Raw genomic sequence first — 17,596 nt, 5'->3', positions numbered from 1 at the left:
CAGGTGGGACTGGGGCGCGGCGTCCTTGGCGCACCTGGCTGCGCAGATCATACGACTCGTACGGCCGTGGTCGAGGGGTCAGTCCAGGGTGCTGGACAGGCCGCCCGCGCTGCGGCAGTAGCCGGCGATCTCCGGGTTGGTGATCTTCTTGCAGAGCCGCCCGGCCGCACCGCCGTCGGTGTAGTTGACGGTGTAGTAACTCATCAGGCCCTCGGCGCAGGCTTTGCGCTGCCAGGCGTCGGCGGCGGTGGCGCACTGCTGGGCGGCCCAGTCCTCGCGGTCCAGGTTGTACTTCATGGTGCGTGAGCCGACGCCCCGGCTGCAGTCGTTCGCGCCGCCGGTGGCCTGGCCGTTCAGGCACCACTTGAGGGCCGCGGCGAAGACCTCGGGGTGGTTCTGCCAGTCGTGCGAGCTGAGGTAGAGGGTCGGCGCGTAGAAGTAGCAGGCGGACTGGAAGAGGGCGGGCTGCTCCGGGCAGGGGTAGAGCGGCTCCTTGGCGATCTTGTCGGCGGGGAGGTTGGCCTTGGCGTTCTCGTCCTCCTCGTCCGGCGCGAAGAGCTGCATGAACAGGCCCTCCGAGCAGGTGATCCGCTTGGAGTCGGTGGGGAACTTGCTGCACAGCGCCCGGGCGGAGGGGATGTCCTGCTTGGTGACGAACATGATCCCGTGGCCGACGCCGTGGATGCAGGGGCCCTTGTTGGCGGGGGCGCAGAGGGTGAGGATGTCCTCCTCCGGGCTCTTGGAGTTGGCGAGCATCTCCTCCACGGCGCCGTGCAGGTACCCGGCGGCGCAGGTCTCGTGGGGGAAGGAGATGACCTTCTGGAAGTCCTCGTGGTAGCGCTTGACGGCGGCGTGGCCGAGCTCGTGCGCGATCGGGTGGCAGAACCGCACGGTGTACGGGGAGTTCTTGGTGATCTTGTCCAGGTCGGCCAGCGCCACGCCGGGATCGGTGGCGTCCATCTCGGCCATCAGCTTGTTGCGCAGGGTGCTGCGGGTCCACACCGCGGGGTCGCCGGTGGGCGTGGGCGACGCGGCGGCGGGCGGTCCGGGGGCGGCGGCCGGTGCGACGGTGGGAGCCCACTGGGTGACGGCGGCCGCTCCCAGGCCGAGTGTCCCCAGCAGGGCGGCCGTGATGATCGCGAAGATTCGCGGTTGCATGCGCTTGTCCTCCGGCGGATCGCTTCGGCCAGGATCTGTTCCCATCCTGGAGGTATCGGCCGGAGGACAGCCGGGTGTGAGAGCTGTTCGGGTGGAGCGACCGCACCGCCGCCAGGGGCCGGGTGCCGACCCCGCCGTACTGCGCGGCCGCTCCGGTCAACGAGCGGGCCCGGGCTCGGTCACCCGGGGTTCAGAGCTCCAGTGACACCTCGTAGCCGCGCAGCCAGGCGTTCAGGTCCAGGGCGAGCTCGGTGGCGGCCCGGTTGGCCTGCGGGTCGCTGTCCGGACGGAGCGCGTCGGCCAGGGCGGCGGGGTCGAGCAGCGCGTGGACGGGCGCCTTCGGGTCGGCCGTGGCCTCGGCGAGCTCGGTCCGCAGGCCGAGCGGGTAGTCCGGGTCCTGGGTGCTCGGGTACGGGCTCTTGACCCGGTCGGCCACCGCGGCGGGCAGGGTGTTCCGGACGGCGGCGCGCAGCAGGCTCTTCTCCCGTCCGTCGAAGCTCTTCATCGCCCAGGGGGTGTTGAAGACGTACTGCACCAGCCGGTGGTCGCAGAACGGAACCCGGACCTCCAGGCCGTTGGCCATGCTCATCCGGTCCTTGCGGTCCAGCAGGATGCGCACGAAGCGGGTCAGGTTGAGGTAGCTGATCTCCCGCATCCGCCGCTCGAACGGGTCGGCGGCCTCCAGGTGCGGTACCTCGGCCAGGGCCTCGCGGTAGCGCTGGGCCCGGTAGGAGTCCAGGTCCAGCCGGGCGCGCAGGTCGGGGGCGAGCAGCCCGTCGCCGCGCCGGGCCGAGGGGCCGGTGATCTCGGCCATCGTGGCCACCCAGGGATACTCGTCGGCCGCGACGGCCGCCGGGTCGTGGAACCAGGGGTAGCCGCCGAAGAGCTCGTCCGCCGACTCGCCGGAGAGTGCCACGGTGGAGTGCTGCCGGACCGCCCGGAAGAGCAGCAGCAGTGAGGTGTCCATGTCGCCGAAGCCGACCGGCAGGTCGCGGGCGCGCAGCACCGCGTCGCGGTGCACCAGGTCGGTGAGGGAGGCGCTGTCCAGCTCGATGGTGCGGTGGTCGGCGCCGACGTACTCGGCGACCATTCTCGCGTACGGGCTGTCGGGCGTGGCGCGGAAGGCGTCGGCGTGGAAGTTCTCGCTCTGCCCGACGAAGTCGACGGCGAAGGAGTGCACCGGACCGTGTCCGGCGGCGGACAGGGCCAGCGAGGCGAGCGCCGTGACGGCGCTGGAGTCCAGACCGCCGGAGAGCAGGGTGCAGAGCGGGACGTCGGAGATCAGCTGCCGCTGCACGATGTCGTCCAGCAGTGCGCGGACGGTGGAGACGGTGGTGTCGAGGTCGTCGGTGTGCTCCCTGGCCTCCAGCGACCAGTACCGATGGACCGTCAGGCCCTGGCGGCGGATCCGGATCACCTGGCCGGGCTCCACCTCGGCCATGCCCCGGTAGACGGCGTGCCCCGGGGTCTTGGTCATGCCGAGCAGTTCCCGCAGCCCGTCGAGGTCCACCGTGGGCCGCACCGAGGGGTGCGCGAAGACGGCCTTGAGTTCGGAGCCGAAGAGCACGCCGTCGGCGGTGCGGTGGTAGTAGAGCGGCTTGACGCCCATCCGGTCGCGGACCAGCAGCAGCTCCTCGGTCCGGGCGTCCCACAGGGCGAAGGCGAACATGCCGTTCAGCCGTGCGGCGAACTCGTGGCCCCACCGGAGGTAGGCGTGCAGCACCACCTCGGTGTCACTGCGGGTCTGGAACCGGTGGCCGGCGGCCTCCAGCTCGGCCCGTAACTCCAGGTAGTTGTAGACCTCGCCGCTGTAGGTGAGGGCGGCGAGCAGCCGGCCGTCCTGCTCGACGGTCATCGGCTGCGCGCCGCCCTCGATGTCGATCACTGCGAGCCTGCGGTGGCCGAGTGCGGCGTGCCGCTCCAGGTGCACGCCGCCGGCGTCCGGTCCTCGGCGGGCCAGGGTGGCGGTCATCGCGTCCAGTGTGGTCCGTGCTGTGGTGAGGTCCTGATCGAACGCGACCCAGCCTGTGATCCCGCACATGCGAACTCCCAAGGTGTCCCTACGTGTACGCATTTTGACGCTACGCTCGAATATTGAGCTGTTCAAGTGTTTGGACGAGCGCCGAATGCCTTCAGATCTGCCCGATTTCGGGCAGGATTCTTGGATCATGGGCGGCGGCCGCATAGGCTCCCCACTCGTGTCCGCCTCACCGCACCCTCACGAAGACCTGCTCGCCCACCTCACCCGCACCACTCCACTCGGTCCGGGCGAGGCCGCGCGAGTGATAGCGGAGGTGCTCGCGTACTTCTCCGAGTCCACCGAGGAGTACGTCCGCCGCCGCCACGGTGAGCTGCAGGCACGGGGCTTGACCAACGAGAAGATCTTCGCCCGGATCGGCGCCGAGCTGGCCGTCCGCCGGGTGACGGCACCAGAGCTGTCGGCCCGTCAGCTGCGCCGGATCGTCTATGGCTGAGCCGTACCGACAGCACCGAACAGAGGAGTACCACCCATGTGCGGAATCGTGGCCTACATCGGCCCCAAGGATGCGACCACCTTCCTGCTGGAGGGCCTGCAGCGACTGGAGTACCGGGGCTACGACTCGGCCGGAGTGGCCGTCACCGGCAAGGCCGGCGGCGTGAAGGTCTGCAAGGTCAAGGGCCGGGTCGCCGACCTCGCCGCCGCCGTCCCCGCGCACTTCTTCTCCAACCAGCGGGGCAAGGGGACGGCGGGCATCGGCCACACCCGCTGGGCCACCCACGGCGTGCCCAGCGACGCCAACGCCCACCCGCACGTCGACAACGGCGGCCGGATCGCCGTCGTCCACAACGGCATCATCGAGAACGCCGACGAGCTGCGCGCCCGCCTCGGCGCCGAGGGCGTCACCTTCAGCTCCGAGACCGACACCGAGGTGCTGGCCCACCTGGTCGCCGCGCACGCCGCCGACGGCACCGAGCTGGAGGACGCCGTCCGCGCCGCGCTCGGCCACGTGGTCGGCACCTACGGCATCGCCGTCCTCGACTCCGCCCAGCCCGACCGGATCGTGGTCGCCCGCAACGGCAGCCCGATCGTGCTCGGGATAGGGGAGAAGGAGATGTTCGTCGCCTCCGACGTCGCCGCGCTGGTCCGCTACACCCGCCAGGTCGTGCACCTGGAGGACGGCGAGCTGGCGACCGTCCGCGCCGACGGCTTCCGCACCTTCACCGAGGACGCCCGCCCGACCACCCACCAGCCCTCCACGGTCGACTGGGAGGTGGCCTCCTACGACACCGCGGGCTACGAGCACTTCCTGCTCAAGGAGATCCACGAGCAGCCCGCCGCCGTCGAGCGCACCCTCTCCGGCCGCCTGGACGAGCGCTTCGCCACCGCCCACCTCGGCGGCCTCAACCTGGACGCCCGCGAGCTGCGCGAGATCCGCCGGGTGAAGATCCTCGGCTGCGGATCCGCCTACTACGCGGGCGAGATGGGCGCCCAGCTGATCGAGGAGCTGGCCCGGATCCCCGCCCACAGCGAGCCCGCCTCCGAGTTCCGCTACCGCAACCCCGTCATCGAGGCCGACACCCTCTACGTCGCGGTCAGCCAGTCCGGCGAGACCTACGACACGCTGGCCGCCGTCCAGGAGATCAAGCGCAAGGGCGGCCGGGTGCTGGGTGTGGTGAACACCGTCGGCAGCGCCATCGCCCGCGAGTGCGACGGCGGGATCTACCTGCACGCGGGGCCCGAGATCTCGGTCGCCTCCACCAAGGCCTTCACCTCCACCGTGATCGCCTTCGCGCTGCTCGCCCTCCACTTCGGCCGGATCCACGACCTCTCCCCGGCCGACGGCCGGCGGATCGTGGGCGCCCTCAAGGCCCTGCCGGACCAGATCCGCGAAATCCTCGGCCAGGAGGACCTGGTGGCCAAGCTGGCCGCCGAGTACGCCGACAACGCGGGCATGATGTTCATCGGCCGGGTGCGCGGCTACCCGGTCGCCCGCGAGGGTGCGCAGAAGCTCAAGGAGATCTCCTACGTCCACGCCGAGGCGTACCCGGCCAGCGAGCTCAAGCACGGGCCGCTCGCGCTGATCAGCCCCGAACTGCCCACCGTGGCACTGGTTCCCGACGACGAGCTGCTCGACAAGAACCTCACCACCCTCGGTGAGATCAAGGCCCGCTCCGGACGCATCCTCGCCATCGCCCACCGCGCCCCCGAGGCCAAGCTCGCCGACCACTGCATCGTGGTCCCCAAGAGCGAGCCCGAGTTGGACCCGCTGCTGCTCAACATCCCGCTCCAGCTGCTCGCCTACTACGCGGCCGTCGCCCTGGAGCGCGACGTGGACAAGCCGCGCAACCTCGCCAAGAGCGTCACGGTGGAGTAGCCCCGCGCCGGAGCGGGAGAGTTGACGACATATCAGCCGGATGATGCCGCGTCAGGTCGATCGCCGCTATGGTTCGACCGTGAGCGGCGGGCGCATCGTGCCCGGGGCGACCGGAACGGGAGACGGACCATGCGGATCGGGATCATCGGCACAGGCGCCGTCGCCCGTACCCTCGCGGCCAAACTGGTCTCGCTGGGACACCGGGTCACCCTCGGCTCGCGCAGCAGGGACAACGCGGCGGCCACCGAGTGGGCCCACCAGGCCGGCCCCTACGGGCACGCCGGGACCTTCGCGGACGCCGCCGACTTCGGTGAGCTGGTCATCAACGCCACGGCCGGTACGGTCTCGCTCCAGGCACTGCGCCTGGCCGGGGCCGACCGGCTGGCCGGCAAGGTCCTCATCGACGTCTCCAACCCGCTGGTCTTCGCGCCCGACGGAGAGGTCACCCTCGACCCCGTCAACAGCGACAGCCTCGGCGAGCAGATCCAGCGGGAGTTCCCGGACACCGCGGTGGTGAAGGCGCTCAACACCCTCAGCGCACCGCTGATGGTCGACCCCGGCCGGGTGCCCGGCGCGCACAACCTCTTCATCGCCGGGGAGGACCCCGAGGCCAAGGCCCGGGTCAGGGAGCTGCTGGGCGAGTTCGGCTGGCCCGCCGAGGTCATCGTCGACCTCGGTGGGATCTCGGCCGCCAGGTCCACCGAGATGCTGATGCCGTTCTGGCTGAACATGATGCGCCACGTCGGCCACACCGACTTCAACTACTCCTTCAAGATCGCCGAATGAGGCCAGCCGCAGCATGAGTGAGCAGTCGCTTCCCCCCTACCAGCCCCTCCGCGAGGACTGGCAGAGCGCCCTGGCCGTGGTGGCGCACCCCGACGACATGGAGTACGGCGCCGCGGCGGCCATCGCCCGCTGGACCTCCCAGGGCAAGCGGATCGGCTATGTCATGGTCACCAGCGGTGAGGCGGGCATCGACTCGCTCACGCCCGAGGAGTGCCGCCCGCTGCGCGAGGCCGAGCAGATCGCCTCCGCCGCCCTGGTCGGCGTGGACGACGTGGACTTCCTCGGCCACCCCGACGGCGTGGTCGAGTACGGGATCGCGCTGCGCCGCGACATCGCCCGTGTGGTCCGCAAGTACCGCCCGGACATCGTGATAACCACCAACTTCCGGGACAGCTACGGCGGCAACGTCCCCAACCAGGCCGACCACATCGCCGTCGGCCGGGCCACCCTGGACGGTGTCCGGGACGCGGGCAACCGCTGGATCTTCACCGAACTGGGCGACGAGGGCCTGGCGCCGTGGAACGGGGTCCGCGAGGTCTGGGCCGCCGCCTCGCCGGAGGCCCGGCACGCGGTGGACACCACCGGCTTCCTCGACCGGGGCATCGCCTCGCTCAAGGCCCACAAGGCGTACCTGGACGGGCTCGGCGGCGGTATGGCCGACCCCGACACCTTCCTGGAGGAGGCCAGCCGGGCCGCCGGCAGCCGGCTGGGCGTGACCTACGCGTCGCCGTTCGAGGTGATCTCGCTGCGCCCCTGAGCAGGCCGCGGGTCGTCGCCGTCGCCATCATCGTCGCTGTCGCTGTCGCTGTCGCTGTCGCCGTCGTCCCGTCCGTCCCGGTCACCGGGCCGACGGCGGCGGCGCAGCAGCTTCAGGGCCACCAGTGCGAGGACCGCGACCGCGAGGGCGATCAGGACGACGACCTGGTAGCGCAGCGTCTGGGCGTAGAGCGCGCCGATGTCGGACCCCGCGGCGTAGCCGATCGAGGACCAGAGGCCGACCCAGAGCAGGGTGCCGATCACGTCGGCGACGATGAAGCGGCGGAAGGGCAGTTCGGCGGCGCCCGAGATGATGCCGCTGGTCTGCCGCAGTCCGTCGATGAAACGGGCCACCACGACCACCTTGGGCCCGTGCACGCCGAAGAAGCGGTCGGCCTTGGCCAGCCGCTCCTCGGTGAGCATCACGTAGCGGCCCCAGCGGTGGAGCAGGGCCAGGCCGCCGGTGCGGCCGATCAGATAGCCCAGGCAGTTCCCGGCGACGGCGGCGCAGGCGGCGACCACGGCCACCCCCACGATGCTCAGCCGCCCGGTGCCCGCATAGACGGCGGCCAGCACCAGGATGGTCTGGCCCGGTACCGGGACCGCGCAGTTGTCCAGGAAGACCAGGGCTCCGACAGCCGGATAGCCGTAGCTGTCCAGCAGCGGAGCCAGGTGGGCCAGGGGGCCCGGAAGGGGCGGCTCCGGCATGGTCCGATGCTCCCGGCCGCGGGCTCGGTCGTGGTTACCGGAGTGCTTCCCGGTGCTCGATGTTGCAGTCGGGGCCCGGGTAGATCAGGCCCGTGTGACCGTCCTCGAAGCGAACCACGTACGGGGGTTCGCCGTCGGTTCCGCGCACCTCGATGATCTCGCCCTTCTGATCCGTCATTCCGACGGACCTGCTGTGGATGTGGAGCTGGTCACCTATCTCGGCTTGCATGATCTGCTCCTCACGGAGTGCGGGCTGTACGGGCGGGCGACCGCGCTGCCGCAGCTGGACAGGAAGCCGTCCCGTCTTCCACTGTGCGGCGTGATCCGGACAGCCGCAATGCCGTGCCGTGCCGTGCCGAGTCCGCGGCCGCACCCGGTCCGGTCAGCCGGGCAGGTGGTCGGCCAGGTAGCAGCGGAGCAGCCGCTTGGTCTCGGCGATCAGGGCCGGATCGCCGTCCGGGTCGTTGCGGAAGGCCAGCTTGAGCACGGCGTCGGCGCACTCCATGGCCACCCGCAGGGCGACGGGGAAGCCCGGGGTGTCGAAGAGCCCGCCGGCCAGGGTCTGCAGGCGCAGCGCCACGGCGGCGTTGTTGTCGAGGTCGGCGTCCAGCAGGTGGAGGTCGTCCTCGACCCCCTCGGGGAGCTGCTCGACCAGGCCGAAGTCGACGTGGCAGAAGCCCGGGACGGCGCGTTTCATCGCGACGAACTCCTCGACGGCCAGGTCGACGAAACCGGCCACGCCCTGGGGCGACTCGGCGTCCAGGCGGCGGGCGAGGCGGTCGAGGAAGCGGTCCAGGTTCCGTTCGGCGAGCGCGGCGAGCAGGCTCTCCTTGCCGGAGAAGAACTGGTAGAGGGTGCCGATCGGCACCTGGGCGCGCTGCGCCACCTCCTTGGTGGTGAGTGCTCCGGAGCCGACCTCGTCCAGCAGGTTCGCGCAGTTGTCGAGGAGTCGCTCGTACCGTTCGAGGCTGCGCTGCTGCACCGGCCGGCGCCGCGCCGCCACGCCTGCTCCGGTCCGTTGCTGACCGTTCGTCTGCGCCTTCATGGACCTACTGTGCCGTATCCGGCATTCCGCGCGCGAATCACTGACATGAGGTGGGCTCATGTTGGTGATTCGCTGCCGGGGAGCGGTCGAATGACGCAGGGCAGCCGCCTCGCGCCACCCGCCGGTGCACCGGCCACCCGCTCAGGACGTGCCGGCCGGTGTGCGGTCGGTGGCCTCGATGCGGATCACGATGGACTTCGAGGCCGGGGTGTTGCTGCCCTCGGCCGTCGAGTCCAGCGGGACCAGCACGTTGGTCTCGGGGTAGTACGCGGCGGCGCAACCGCGTGGGATCGGGTAGCGGACGGCACGGAAGCCGCTCGCGCGGCGCTCGCCGTCGGGGTACACGCTGACCAGGTCCACCAGGTCGCCGTCCCGCAGGTGGAGGGCCAGGAGGTCGTCCTCGTTGAGGAAGACCACCCGCCGTCCGCCCTTGATACCGCGGTAGCGGTCGTCCAGGCCGTAGACCGTGGTGTTGAACTGGTCGTGCGAGCGGACCGTGGTCAACAGCAGGTGCCCTGGCGGGACTTCGACCGAGGTGGGCGGGTTGACCGTGAAACGGGCCCTGCCGGTCGGCGTGTTGAAGGTGCGCGAGTCGTGCGGGCCCCGGGGCAGCATGAAGCCGCCGGGCTGCCGGGCGCGTTGCTCGAAGGCGTGGAAGCCGGGGACGACGTGCTCGATATGGCGGCGGATCACCGCGTAGTCGTCGCGCATCGCCCGCCAGCCGAGGCCGTCGCCGAAGAGCTGGTAGCCGAGGTCGGCGATGATCGCGACCTCGCTGCGCAGGTGCGGCGATCCGGGCAGCAGCCGTCCGCGGGAGGCGTGCACCATGGCCATGGTGTCCTCGACCGTGACGAACTGCTCGCCGCCGGCCTGCCGGTCCCGCTCGGTACGGCCGAGACACGGCAGCAGCAGTGCCTGCCCGCCGTGGCACAGGTGGGAGCGGTTCAGCTTGGTGGCCACGTGGACGGTCAGGGCGCAGTTCGCCATCGCGGCCTCGGTGACCTCGGTGTCGGGTGTGGCCGCGACGAAGTTGCCGCCGAGGGCGAAGAAGACGTCGACGCGGCCGTCGCGCATCGCCCGGATCGAGTCGACGGTGTCCAGGCCGTGGGCGCGGGGAGGATCGAAGCCGAACTCGTCGCGCAGCCGGTCCAGGAAGGCGTCCGGCATCTTCTCCCAGATGCCCATGGTGCGGTCGCCCTGGACGTTGCTGTGCCCGCGGATCGGTGCCGGGCCCGCTCCGGGGCGGCCGATGTTGCCGCGCAGCAGCAGGAAGTCGACGATCTCGCGGATGGTGGCGACCGCGTTGCGGTGCTGGGTCAGTCCCATCGCCCAGCAGACGACGGTGCTGTCCGCCCGGTACGCCTCGGCCGCGCAGTCCTCGATCCGGCGTCGGGACAGGCCGCTCATGGCCTCGATCCGCGTCCAGTCCAGTGCGCGCCAGGCGGCTGCGGCCGCTTCGAAGCCGTCACAGTAGCGGTCGATGAACTCGTGGTCGAGGACGCTGCCGGGCCAGGCGTCCTCCCGGTCGATGAGGGCGCGGTTCAGGCCGGCGAACAGGGCGAGGTCGCCGTTGATGCGTACCGGGAGGTAGCGGTCGGCGAGTTGGGTGCCCGGGCCGACCAGGCCGCGGGCGGTCTGCGGGTTGTGGAAGCGGCCGAAGCCGGCCTCCGGCAGCGGGTTGGCGGCGATGATGCGCGCGCCGCGGCGCTTGGCCTGCTCCAGCGCGGTGAGCATGCGGGGGTGGCAGGTGCCGGGGTTCTGGCCCACGATGATGATCAGATCGGCGTAGTCGGTGATGTCGTCGAGGGTCACCACGCCCTTCCCGATGCCGATGGTCTCCGCCAGCGCCGCGCCACTCGACTCGTGGCACATGTTCGAGCAGTCCGGCAGGTTGTTGGTGCCGAGGCTGCGGGCCAGCAACTGGTACAGGAACGCCGCCTCGTTGCTGGTCCGGCCGCTCGTGTAGAAGACGGCGCGGTTCGGGTCGGCCAGGCCGCGCAGCCGGTCGGCGGTGAGAGCGAGTGCCTCCTGCCAGCTGATGGGCGTGTAGTGGGTCGCCCCGGGTGCCAGGTGCATCGGTTCGGTCAGCCGGCCCTGTGCCTCCAGCCAGTGTCCGTCCCGCTCCCTCAGGTCGGCGATCGAGTGTGCGGCGAAGAACTCCGCATCGACGCGCTTGCGGGTGGCCTCCCAGGCCACGGCCTTGGCACCGTTCTCGCAGAACTCCGCGGTCTTGCGGTGGTCCGGATCGGGATCGGCCCAGGCGCAGCTCGGGCAGTCGAAGCCGTGGACCTGGTTGAGCGCGAGCAGGCTCTGCAGGCTCCGCTTCGGCCCCATCTCCGTCATGGAGTACCGGGCCGACTCGGCGATGCTGTGAACTCCGACGCTCGACTTCCTCGGGCCCGCTGCGGCAGGGCCCGCGGCGGGTGGGCCTGGTGTGGCCGGGCCCGAAGCGGGCGGTGCGCCCGCCGGCTCGTGCGGGTCGGGCGCTCTGGTGGGTTTCCTGGCCATGACCGCCTCTTCGTTGCCGGACGGGCCAGTGGTAGCCGAGCGAGAGGTCGACCGCCACCGCGTGTGCCAGCTACATCAGCCGGCCGCCGGTGGCGAGGTGGGTGAGCCCGAGAGCGCGCTCACCCAGCCTGGTCCCGGTGGCGGAGAAGAAGTCGCTGAAGTCGATCGCGAACAGTCCGAGGAACAGCAGGAGCTGCGTTACCGTTCCCATCTTCCGCCCCCGCCAGCCCGTCCGGCGTGACCCACCTCGCATATCAGGGCTGTTTTCGGGCGCCGCCGGCCGTCACCGAGCGGCCTATCCACCGATCGCGGACATCGGCCGGTCCGGTTGCCGGAAGGTCGGATCGCCGATGCCCCCTCCGGCCTTCTTGCCCCACATGGCCGTGCGCCACAGCTCGGCGATCCGCGCGTCCGTCGTCTCGTCGTCGCCCTCGCGCAGTGCCGCGCGCAGGTCGGTCTCCTCAGTGGCGAACAGGCAGGTGCGGACCTGCCCGTCCGCGGTGAGGCGGGTACGGTCGCAGGCGCGGCAGAACGGCCGGGTCACGCTGGCGATCACGCCGACCCGGGCCGGTCCGCCGTCCACCAGCCAGCGTTCGGCCGGCGCGGAGCCGCGCCGCTCGGCCGGCTCCGGGGTGAGCGTGAAGCGGGTCCGGAGGCGGTCCAGGATCTCCTGGGCGGTGACCATGGTGGCGCGGTCCCAGCCGTGCTGCGGATCCAGCGGCATCTGCTCGATGAACCGCTGCTCGTAGCCGCGATCGAGGCACCAGGCGAGCAGTTCGGGCGCCTCGTGGTCGTTGATGCCGCGCATCAGCACGGTGTTCACCTTGATCGGCGCCAGTCCCGTCGTGCGGGCCGCGTCGAGACCGGCGAGCACCTCGTGGTGACGGTTGCGGCGGGAGAGCTGCTGGAACGTCTCCGGATCGAGGGTGTCCAGCGAGACGTTGATCCGGTCGAGGCCGGCCTCGCGCAGGGCCGACGCGGTACGGGCGAGGCCGATGCCGTTGGTGGTGAGCGAGAGCTCGGGCCGGGGATCTAGCGCGGCGCACGCCCCGACGATTCCCACCAGCCCCGGCCGCAGCAGCGGCTCACCGCCGGTGAACCGCACCTCCCTGACGCCCAGCCGGGTGACGGCGATCCGGACCAGCCTGACGATCTCCTCGTCGGTCAGCAGCGTGGGTTTGGCCAGCCAGCTGAGCCCCTGCTCGGGCATGCAGTAGGTGCACCGCAGATTGCAGCGGTCGGTCAGTGAGACCCGCAGATCGACGGCGCGGCGCCCGAACGTGTCCAGCAGCACGGCGCTCACCTCCAGGCGGGCTCCCATCGCCAGCCCGCCAATACCAGTGTCCGCCGCCCCGCCCGACGTGGGTCACCTGGAGTGGCTTCGGTGCGACGGGACCTCCGTGCGCGATCTCCGCCGCGCCTCGCGGAGCGGCCGGGGCCGGCACGCTGCGCCGACGTCGGCGGACGGCCCGGTCAGGCCGCCGGTGCGGGCTCGCCGGCGCGGTCCGGGTCGGCGGCGGGCGCGATGTCGGCGGCGGGCGCGGTGACTGCGGGCGCCGACGGGCTTCGGAGCAGCTCGAACACCGAGTTCAGCGAGGCTGCGAGGCGCTCGGGATCCTGGTCGGCCTTGCGCAGGATCTGCAGCCCCTGGACCTGGGCCAGCAGCAGGCGGGCGGCGTCGCGCGGACTCACGGCGGCGGTCAGCTCCCCGGTCGCCCGGGCCCGTTCGAGCTGTGCGGTGAACGCGTCCTCCGCGCTGCGCAGGCCGGCCCGGGCGAGCTCCGCGACGGCGGCGTCGCCCGGCAGCAGCTCGGCGATGCTGTTGACGCTGAAGCAGCCCGCACCGCTGCAGGCGGAGTCGGACTGCAGCAGCGTTTCGAAGAGGCGCCGCAGCTGGGGGAGTGCGGGCTGCCGGTCGTCGAGAGCGGAGGCGAGCAGGTCGGCCTGCCGTCCGAGGTAGCGGCCGAGCGCCTGGACGAACAGCTGGTGCTTGTCGCCGAACGCCGCGTAGATCGAGCCGCGCCCCAGCCGCAGTTCCTCCACCAGGTCGTTCATGCTCGTGGCCTCGTAGCCCTTGCGCCAGAACAGGAGCATTGCCCGGTCCAGGATCGCCTCTTCGTCGAACGTCCGCGGTCTTCCCATGGCCCTACCGTACCCAAGCCCGGGGGCGGATGCCGCACATATTTGACCTTTCGTTCCATAATCTGTAACTTCTGGAACGAAAGGTCAAATACTCCTCACGGAGCAGTTTGCCCGGCACCGTCCACCCCCGATCCCAGGAGCAGGGCCATGACCGACACCCCGACCGCCGCCCGGCACGAGACCCGGCCCGGGACCCAGCGCGAGATCCACCTGGCGTCCCGCCCCGCCGGCGAGGCCACCGCCGAGAACTTCGCTCTCGTGGAGAGCGCGATCCCGGAACCTGGTGAGGGCCAGCTGCTGGTGCGCAACACGTGGATGTCCGTCGACCCCTACATGCGGGGGCGGATGAACGCGGGCACCGGTTCCTACATCGCCCCGTTCGACCTGGGCGCGCCGCTGAGCGGTGGAGCGACGGGCATCGTGGTGGCCTCGCGGGCGGCCGCCGTCCCGGTCGGCACCGCCGTGCTGCACCAGCTGGGCTGGCGCGAGTACGCCGTCGTCGACGCCGCGGCGGTCATGCAGATCGACGTCTCGCTGGCCCCGGCCTCCGCCTACCTCGGTGTGCTGGGGATGCCCGGCCTGACGGCCTACGCCGGCCTGGCCGAGGTGGCACCGGTGGCCGAGGGCGATGTCGTCTTCGTCTCCGGCGCCGCCGGAACCGTCGGCCGGCCGGCGCACTGACCGTCCCGACCGACCGCGCACAGACACCTACAGGCACGCACGCACAGGCACGCAGGCACACAGCCGTACAGCCGTACAGGCAGAACGACAGAGGAGCAGACCGTGAAGGCAGCAGTGATCAACAAGTACGGCCGGGTGGGCGACGTGGTGACGGTCGCCGAGGTGCCCGCCCCCGAGGTCGGGAGCCAGGACGTCCTGATCGAGGTCAGGGCGGCGGGCGTCAACCCGATCGACCACCTGACCGTGAAGGGGTTCATGCAGCCCGGCGAGCTCTCGCAGACCCGGATCCTGGGCAACGAGGTCGCGGGCGTTGTCGCGGCGGTCGGCGACGGTGTCACGGCGTTCGCGGTGGGCGACGAGGTCTTCAGCCGGGTCGACCCCCGGGTGGGCGGCGGGTTCGCCGAGTTCGTCGCGGTGCACGAGAACCTGGTCGCCGCGAAGCCGGCGCAGCTCTCCTTCGAGGAGGCGGCCTCGCTGCCGCTCGTCGCGCTGACCGCCTGGCAGGCTCTGACGGAGCAGACGCAGCTGCGGGCGGGCCAGCGGGTACTGATCCACGGCGGCACCGGCGGTGTGGGGTCCGCCGCCATCCAGATCGCCAAGCACCTGGGCGCCGAGGTGGTCACCACCGTGGGCACGGACGGTGTGGAACAGGCCCGCGGGCTCGGGGCCGACCAGATCGTCGAGTACCGCAAGGAGAAGTTCGACGAGGTCGTCGGCGCGGTGGACGTGGTCCTCGACACCGTCGGCGGGGACACCCAGGCGCGCTCCTTCGCTGTGCTGAAGCCGGGCGGCGCGCTGGTGTCGATCGTCCTCGTCCCCGACATCGAGGCTCAGCGGGAGCGTTGGGGAGTCTCCGTGAGCGCGTTCTTCATGCACCCGGACGGGGCGCAACTGGCCGAGCTCGCGGGCCTGGTGGAGTCGGGAGAGCTCAAGCCCGTGGTGCAGCAGGTCTTCCCGCTCGACCAGGCCGCGGCGGCCCTGCTCGCGGTCGAGGGCGGCCGGGCCCGCGGGAAGACCGTGCTCAGCGTCCGCCCCTGAGGCCCGTGCCGGACCGGCCGGGCCGCGAGGCAGGGCGGGAGACCGGGGTGTGAGGCAGGGCGGGAGGCGGCGAGGATTCGAGGATCTGCTCGGCGGTCCTGGTCCATCCAGACATAGGGACGTGCCTCGTCGCCGCAGCCAAAGCGGATCACTCGCAGCGGAATTGCCCGGTCGTCGGCTTACTCCTCCCCTGACGACGAACGCGGCCAGGCGGTCCGCATCGCGCCGGTACCCGGTCCGCCCCGCGCGAGCGGGGGCGGAGCTGTGGAAAAGGGAGACCGGTTCGCTCGGCCTGCTCGGAGTACAGCGGCTGCGCGATCGCGCCCGGACGACGGCGCGTCAGCTTTCTCGGCTTGGCTCGTCGATGCGACGCAGATCGTAGAGGTACGACTTGCCGGCCTTCCAACTGCGCCAGGGGCCAAGGGGCGGGAACATCTCCTGGCCTGTCCGACCCAACAGCGGCCAGGAGTTGGCCACCCCGTCAGCGCCGAGGGTGCACCAGCCCCGCTCCGGCAGCCACAGGCACCACAGCTCCAGGTCCAGCCGCTTGAACGACGGTCTGCCGCTGAACGTGCCGTCTCGGCGGAAGCGATAGACCAGGCCATCCAGACGGCGAACGAACTCGATCGACACAGCGGCTACCCCCACCCGAACACCGGGGACGGGCACGGCAGCACGGCCGGCCCACCCCGGAGTGGTTCAACATGATCAAGTACCCAAAGTGCAAGCCTACGTCGCCGGATCTTCCTCAGAGGGTGTTCTGCGGGTTTCCGCCGGAGTTCGGCTTGAGCTGGCTTCTGGGGTGACTGGTTCCGGGTTGGTGAGGGGGAACACGCCGGGCTCGGGCTCGGTGAGGACGCCACGGCCGACCAGGCGTTTCAGTGGTTCGAGCGCCGTACGCGTCCTCCGATGTGCCGCGCGAGGGCACCGGTTGGGGCGGAGGCCACGTGCCCCTCCGAGGGTGACTCGTCCGCAGTCCGGATTCATCGGCCCTCAGCCGCAGTTCACACCTGGTTCAGCAGCTTTCGATAGCGTCACCCGGGCACGAACAATGATCTGACGCACAAGAGGATGTCGATTTTGAGCGTGGGACCGATTGCGGTCGTCGGATTGGCCCTTCGCGCACCCGAGGCCCTCGATGTTGAGGAATTTCTGCGTAGCCTGACTGCGGGGGTGAGTCGATCGCCCGCCTCGACGACGACGCGCACTGACGCCAGCCACTGAATCCGTAGCGACGGCGAGGGAGCAGTGCTCGCCACAGCGGGCGGACCGGGCCACGACACGGCCACTTCGATCCTGCTGACTGGCCGTCCTCTGAACGCAACAGCGGGCCCCGCACTCCAATTCTGCAGCGCCGTGACCCGACGGCGGCGTACCTCCACCCCATCCCAAAGGACACAGCGTGATCACCACCGCATTCAACGGGCAGTCCGCATGAGCGACACACAGACAGCCGTACCGACCCGGGACACCGCGTCGGCCGCCCGGCCTGTAGCCCTCGTCTCGGGCGGCTCCCGGGGCATCGGCCGCGCGATCGTGACCCGCCTCGCAGCGGACGGCTACGACGTCGCGTTCTGCTACCGCTCGCGGTCGGACGCCGCCGACGAGACCGCCGAGGCAGCGGCCCGGCACGGCGCCCGGACCTTCGTTCGGCGAGTCGACGTCGCCGAAGCCGCGCAGACCCGCGACTTCGTCGCGGCGGCCGAGGCCGAACTGGGCGCCCTCGACGCGGTGGTGACCGCTGCGGGCATTACCCGCAACCGACCGCTGGCACTGATGGACGACGTCCAGTGGCAGGATGTGGTCCGCACCAACCTGGACGGCACATATCACGTCTGCCGAGCTGCGCTTCACTCTCTGATCAAGCGCCGGAGGGGCGTCATCGTGACGCTGTCGTCCATCGCCGGTGTGTACGGCGCGGTGGGGCAGACGAACTACTCCGCCTCCAAGGCCGGGATTATCGGCTTCACGCGCGCCCTCGCCAAGGAGTACGGCAAGCTCGGCGTCCGCGCGAACTCGGTGGCACCGGGATTTGTCGACACCGACATGATGTCGGCGATGTCGCCTGCGACGAGGGAGAAGCACCTGAACCAGATCCCGCTGGCCCGGTTCGGTGCCCCCGAGGACGTGGCCGACCTCGTCTCATTCCTCGTCTCGGCCCGGTCGGGATACATCACCGGGCAGGTCCTCGGCATCGACGGTGGACTCGCGATCTGAGCAAGGCCGGGGACTGGCCCGCTAGCTACGACTCCGTTTCCAGTCCCCGCCGCTGCAAGCGAAGTAGGCCGCCGACGAGGCGCCTCGTGCTGGCGCCCTGTTCTGACGGCCCCTTCCGAAGCCGACGGGACCGTTTTCGAGGCATCCGGCTCTCCAGTGATCACTTCCGTGGGTGCGGGGCCCTCGCCGACGGATTCCGGCC

At 70.9% G+C, this 17,596-nt stretch carries 17 protein-coding genes; 7 read left to right on the top strand and 10 right to left on the bottom strand.

From position 1 onward, the window contains the following. Positions 1-78: 78 nt before the first annotated feature. Positions 79-1,158, bottom strand: a complete 1,080-nt coding sequence (locus tag UK12_RS12630; RefSeq protein WP_045302986.1) for a hypothetical protein — start codon at positions 1,156-1,158, stop codon at positions 79-81. 190 nt (positions 1,159-1,348) lie between these two features. Beyond that, positions 1,349-3,199 (bottom strand): asparagine synthase (glutamine-hydrolyzing), encoded by a 1,851-nt coding sequence (gene asnB / locus UK12_RS12625; RefSeq protein WP_045302985.1) that lies wholly within the window; start codon positions 3,197-3,199, stop codon positions 1,349-1,351. A 157-nt stretch (positions 3,200-3,356) separates the two neighbouring features. Here asnB and UK12_RS12620 point away from each other — a divergent pair, with 157 nt between their 5' ends. From UK12_RS12620 to UK12_RS12605, 4 genes are all read left to right on the top strand, one after another. Beyond that, positions 3,357-3,632: a hypothetical protein gene (locus UK12_RS12620; RefSeq protein WP_231591170.1), complete on the top strand. Its 276-nt coding sequence runs from the start codon at positions 3,357-3,359 to the stop codon at positions 3,630-3,632. Between the two features lie 36 nt (positions 3,633-3,668). Then, positions 3,669-5,513: a glutamine--fructose-6-phosphate transaminase (isomerizing) gene (gene glmS, locus UK12_RS12615; protein WP_045302983.1), complete on the top strand. Its 1,845-nt coding sequence runs from the start codon at positions 3,669-3,671 to the stop codon at positions 5,511-5,513. Positions 5,514-5,642: 129 nt separating this feature from the next. Continuing rightward, positions 5,643-6,299 (top strand): NADPH-dependent F420 reductase, encoded by a 657-nt coding sequence (locus UK12_RS12610; protein ID WP_045302982.1) that lies wholly within the window; start codon positions 5,643-5,645, stop codon positions 6,297-6,299. A 13-nt stretch (positions 6,300-6,312) separates the two neighbouring features. Next, positions 6,313-7,056 (top strand): PIG-L deacetylase family protein, encoded by a 744-nt coding sequence (locus UK12_RS12605; RefSeq protein WP_045302981.1) that lies wholly within the window; start codon positions 6,313-6,315, stop codon positions 7,054-7,056. On the opposite strand, the gene UK12_RS12600 is transcribed toward UK12_RS12605, so the two are convergent. The 7 genes from UK12_RS12600 to UK12_RS12575 all read right to left on the bottom strand — a co-directional run bounded on the left by UK12_RS12600 (position 7,017) and on the right by UK12_RS12575 (position 13,458). Continuing rightward, positions 7,017-7,763 carry a DedA family protein gene (locus UK12_RS12600; RefSeq protein ID WP_063838248.1) on the bottom strand — a complete coding sequence of 249 codons (747 nt, stop codon included), beginning with the start codon at positions 7,761-7,763 and terminating at the stop codon, positions 7,017-7,019. The genes UK12_RS12605 and UK12_RS12600 overlap by 40 nt on opposite strands. A gap of 34 nt (positions 7,764-7,797) precedes the next feature. Further along, on the bottom strand, positions 7,798-7,992 hold the full coding sequence (locus UK12_RS12595; RefSeq protein WP_045302980.1) for a DUF1918 domain-containing protein: 195 nt from the start codon (positions 7,990-7,992) through the stop codon (positions 7,798-7,800). Between the two features lie 153 nt (positions 7,993-8,145). Beyond that, the gene (locus tag UK12_RS12590; protein ID WP_045302979.1) at positions 8,146-8,808 is read right to left on the bottom strand and encodes a TetR/AcrR family transcriptional regulator; all 663 of its coding nucleotides are present in this window, start codon (positions 8,806-8,808) and stop codon (positions 8,146-8,148) included. Between the two features lie 141 nt (positions 8,809-8,949). After that, positions 8,950-11,316 (bottom strand): FdhF/YdeP family oxidoreductase, encoded by a 2,367-nt coding sequence (locus UK12_RS12585; RefSeq protein WP_082119552.1) that lies wholly within the window; start codon positions 11,314-11,316, stop codon positions 8,950-8,952. A gap of 70 nt (positions 11,317-11,386) precedes the next feature. After that, complete coding sequence (locus UK12_RS39625) at positions 11,387-11,527, bottom strand: hypothetical protein (RefSeq protein ID WP_156178686.1); 141 nt, start codon at positions 11,525-11,527, stop codon at positions 11,387-11,389. A gap of 84 nt (positions 11,528-11,611) precedes the next feature. Beyond that, the gene (moaA, locus tag UK12_RS12580) at positions 11,612-12,637 is read right to left on the bottom strand and encodes a GTP 3',8-cyclase MoaA (RefSeq protein WP_197084800.1); all 1,026 of its coding nucleotides are present in this window, start codon (positions 12,635-12,637) and stop codon (positions 11,612-11,614) included. 152 nt (positions 12,638-12,789) lie between these two features. After that, positions 12,790-13,458, bottom strand: a complete 669-nt coding sequence (locus UK12_RS12575; protein WP_082119551.1) for a TetR/AcrR family transcriptional regulator — start codon at positions 13,456-13,458, stop codon at positions 12,790-12,792. Positions 13,459-13,605: 147 nt separating this feature from the next. Between UK12_RS12575 and UK12_RS12570 the strand changes: the two genes are divergently transcribed. After that, positions 13,606-14,139, top strand: coding sequence for an MDR family NADP-dependent oxidoreductase (locus UK12_RS12570; RefSeq protein WP_052681834.1), 534 nt, complete (start codon positions 13,606-13,608; stop codon positions 14,137-14,139). Between the two features lie 102 nt (positions 14,140-14,241). Then, complete coding sequence (locus UK12_RS12565) at positions 14,242-15,177, top strand: NADP-dependent oxidoreductase (RefSeq protein ID WP_045302978.1); 936 nt, start codon at positions 14,242-14,244, stop codon at positions 15,175-15,177. A gap of 339 nt (positions 15,178-15,516) precedes the next feature. On the opposite strand, the gene UK12_RS12560 is transcribed toward UK12_RS12565, so the two are convergent. Beyond that, positions 15,517-15,810: a hypothetical protein gene (locus UK12_RS12560; protein WP_045302997.1), complete on the bottom strand. Its 294-nt coding sequence runs from the start codon at positions 15,808-15,810 to the stop codon at positions 15,517-15,519. 801 nt (positions 15,811-16,611) lie between these two features. Between UK12_RS12560 and fabG the strand changes: the two genes are divergently transcribed. Beyond that, a complete protein-coding gene (gene fabG, locus UK12_RS12555; protein ID WP_045302977.1) occupies positions 16,612-17,394 on the top strand; it encodes a 3-oxoacyl-ACP reductase FabG in 783 nt (260 codons plus the stop codon). Positions 17,395-17,596: the final 202 nt, after the last annotated feature.

The organism is Saccharothrix sp. ST-888 (assembly GCF_000955975.1).
In the GTDB taxonomy this organism is placed as follows: Bacteria; Actinomycetota; Actinomycetes; order Streptomycetales; family Streptomycetaceae; genus Kitasatospora.
Note: the sequence above shows the minus strand (reverse complement) of the source record. Positions and strands in the feature narration are given on the sequence as shown.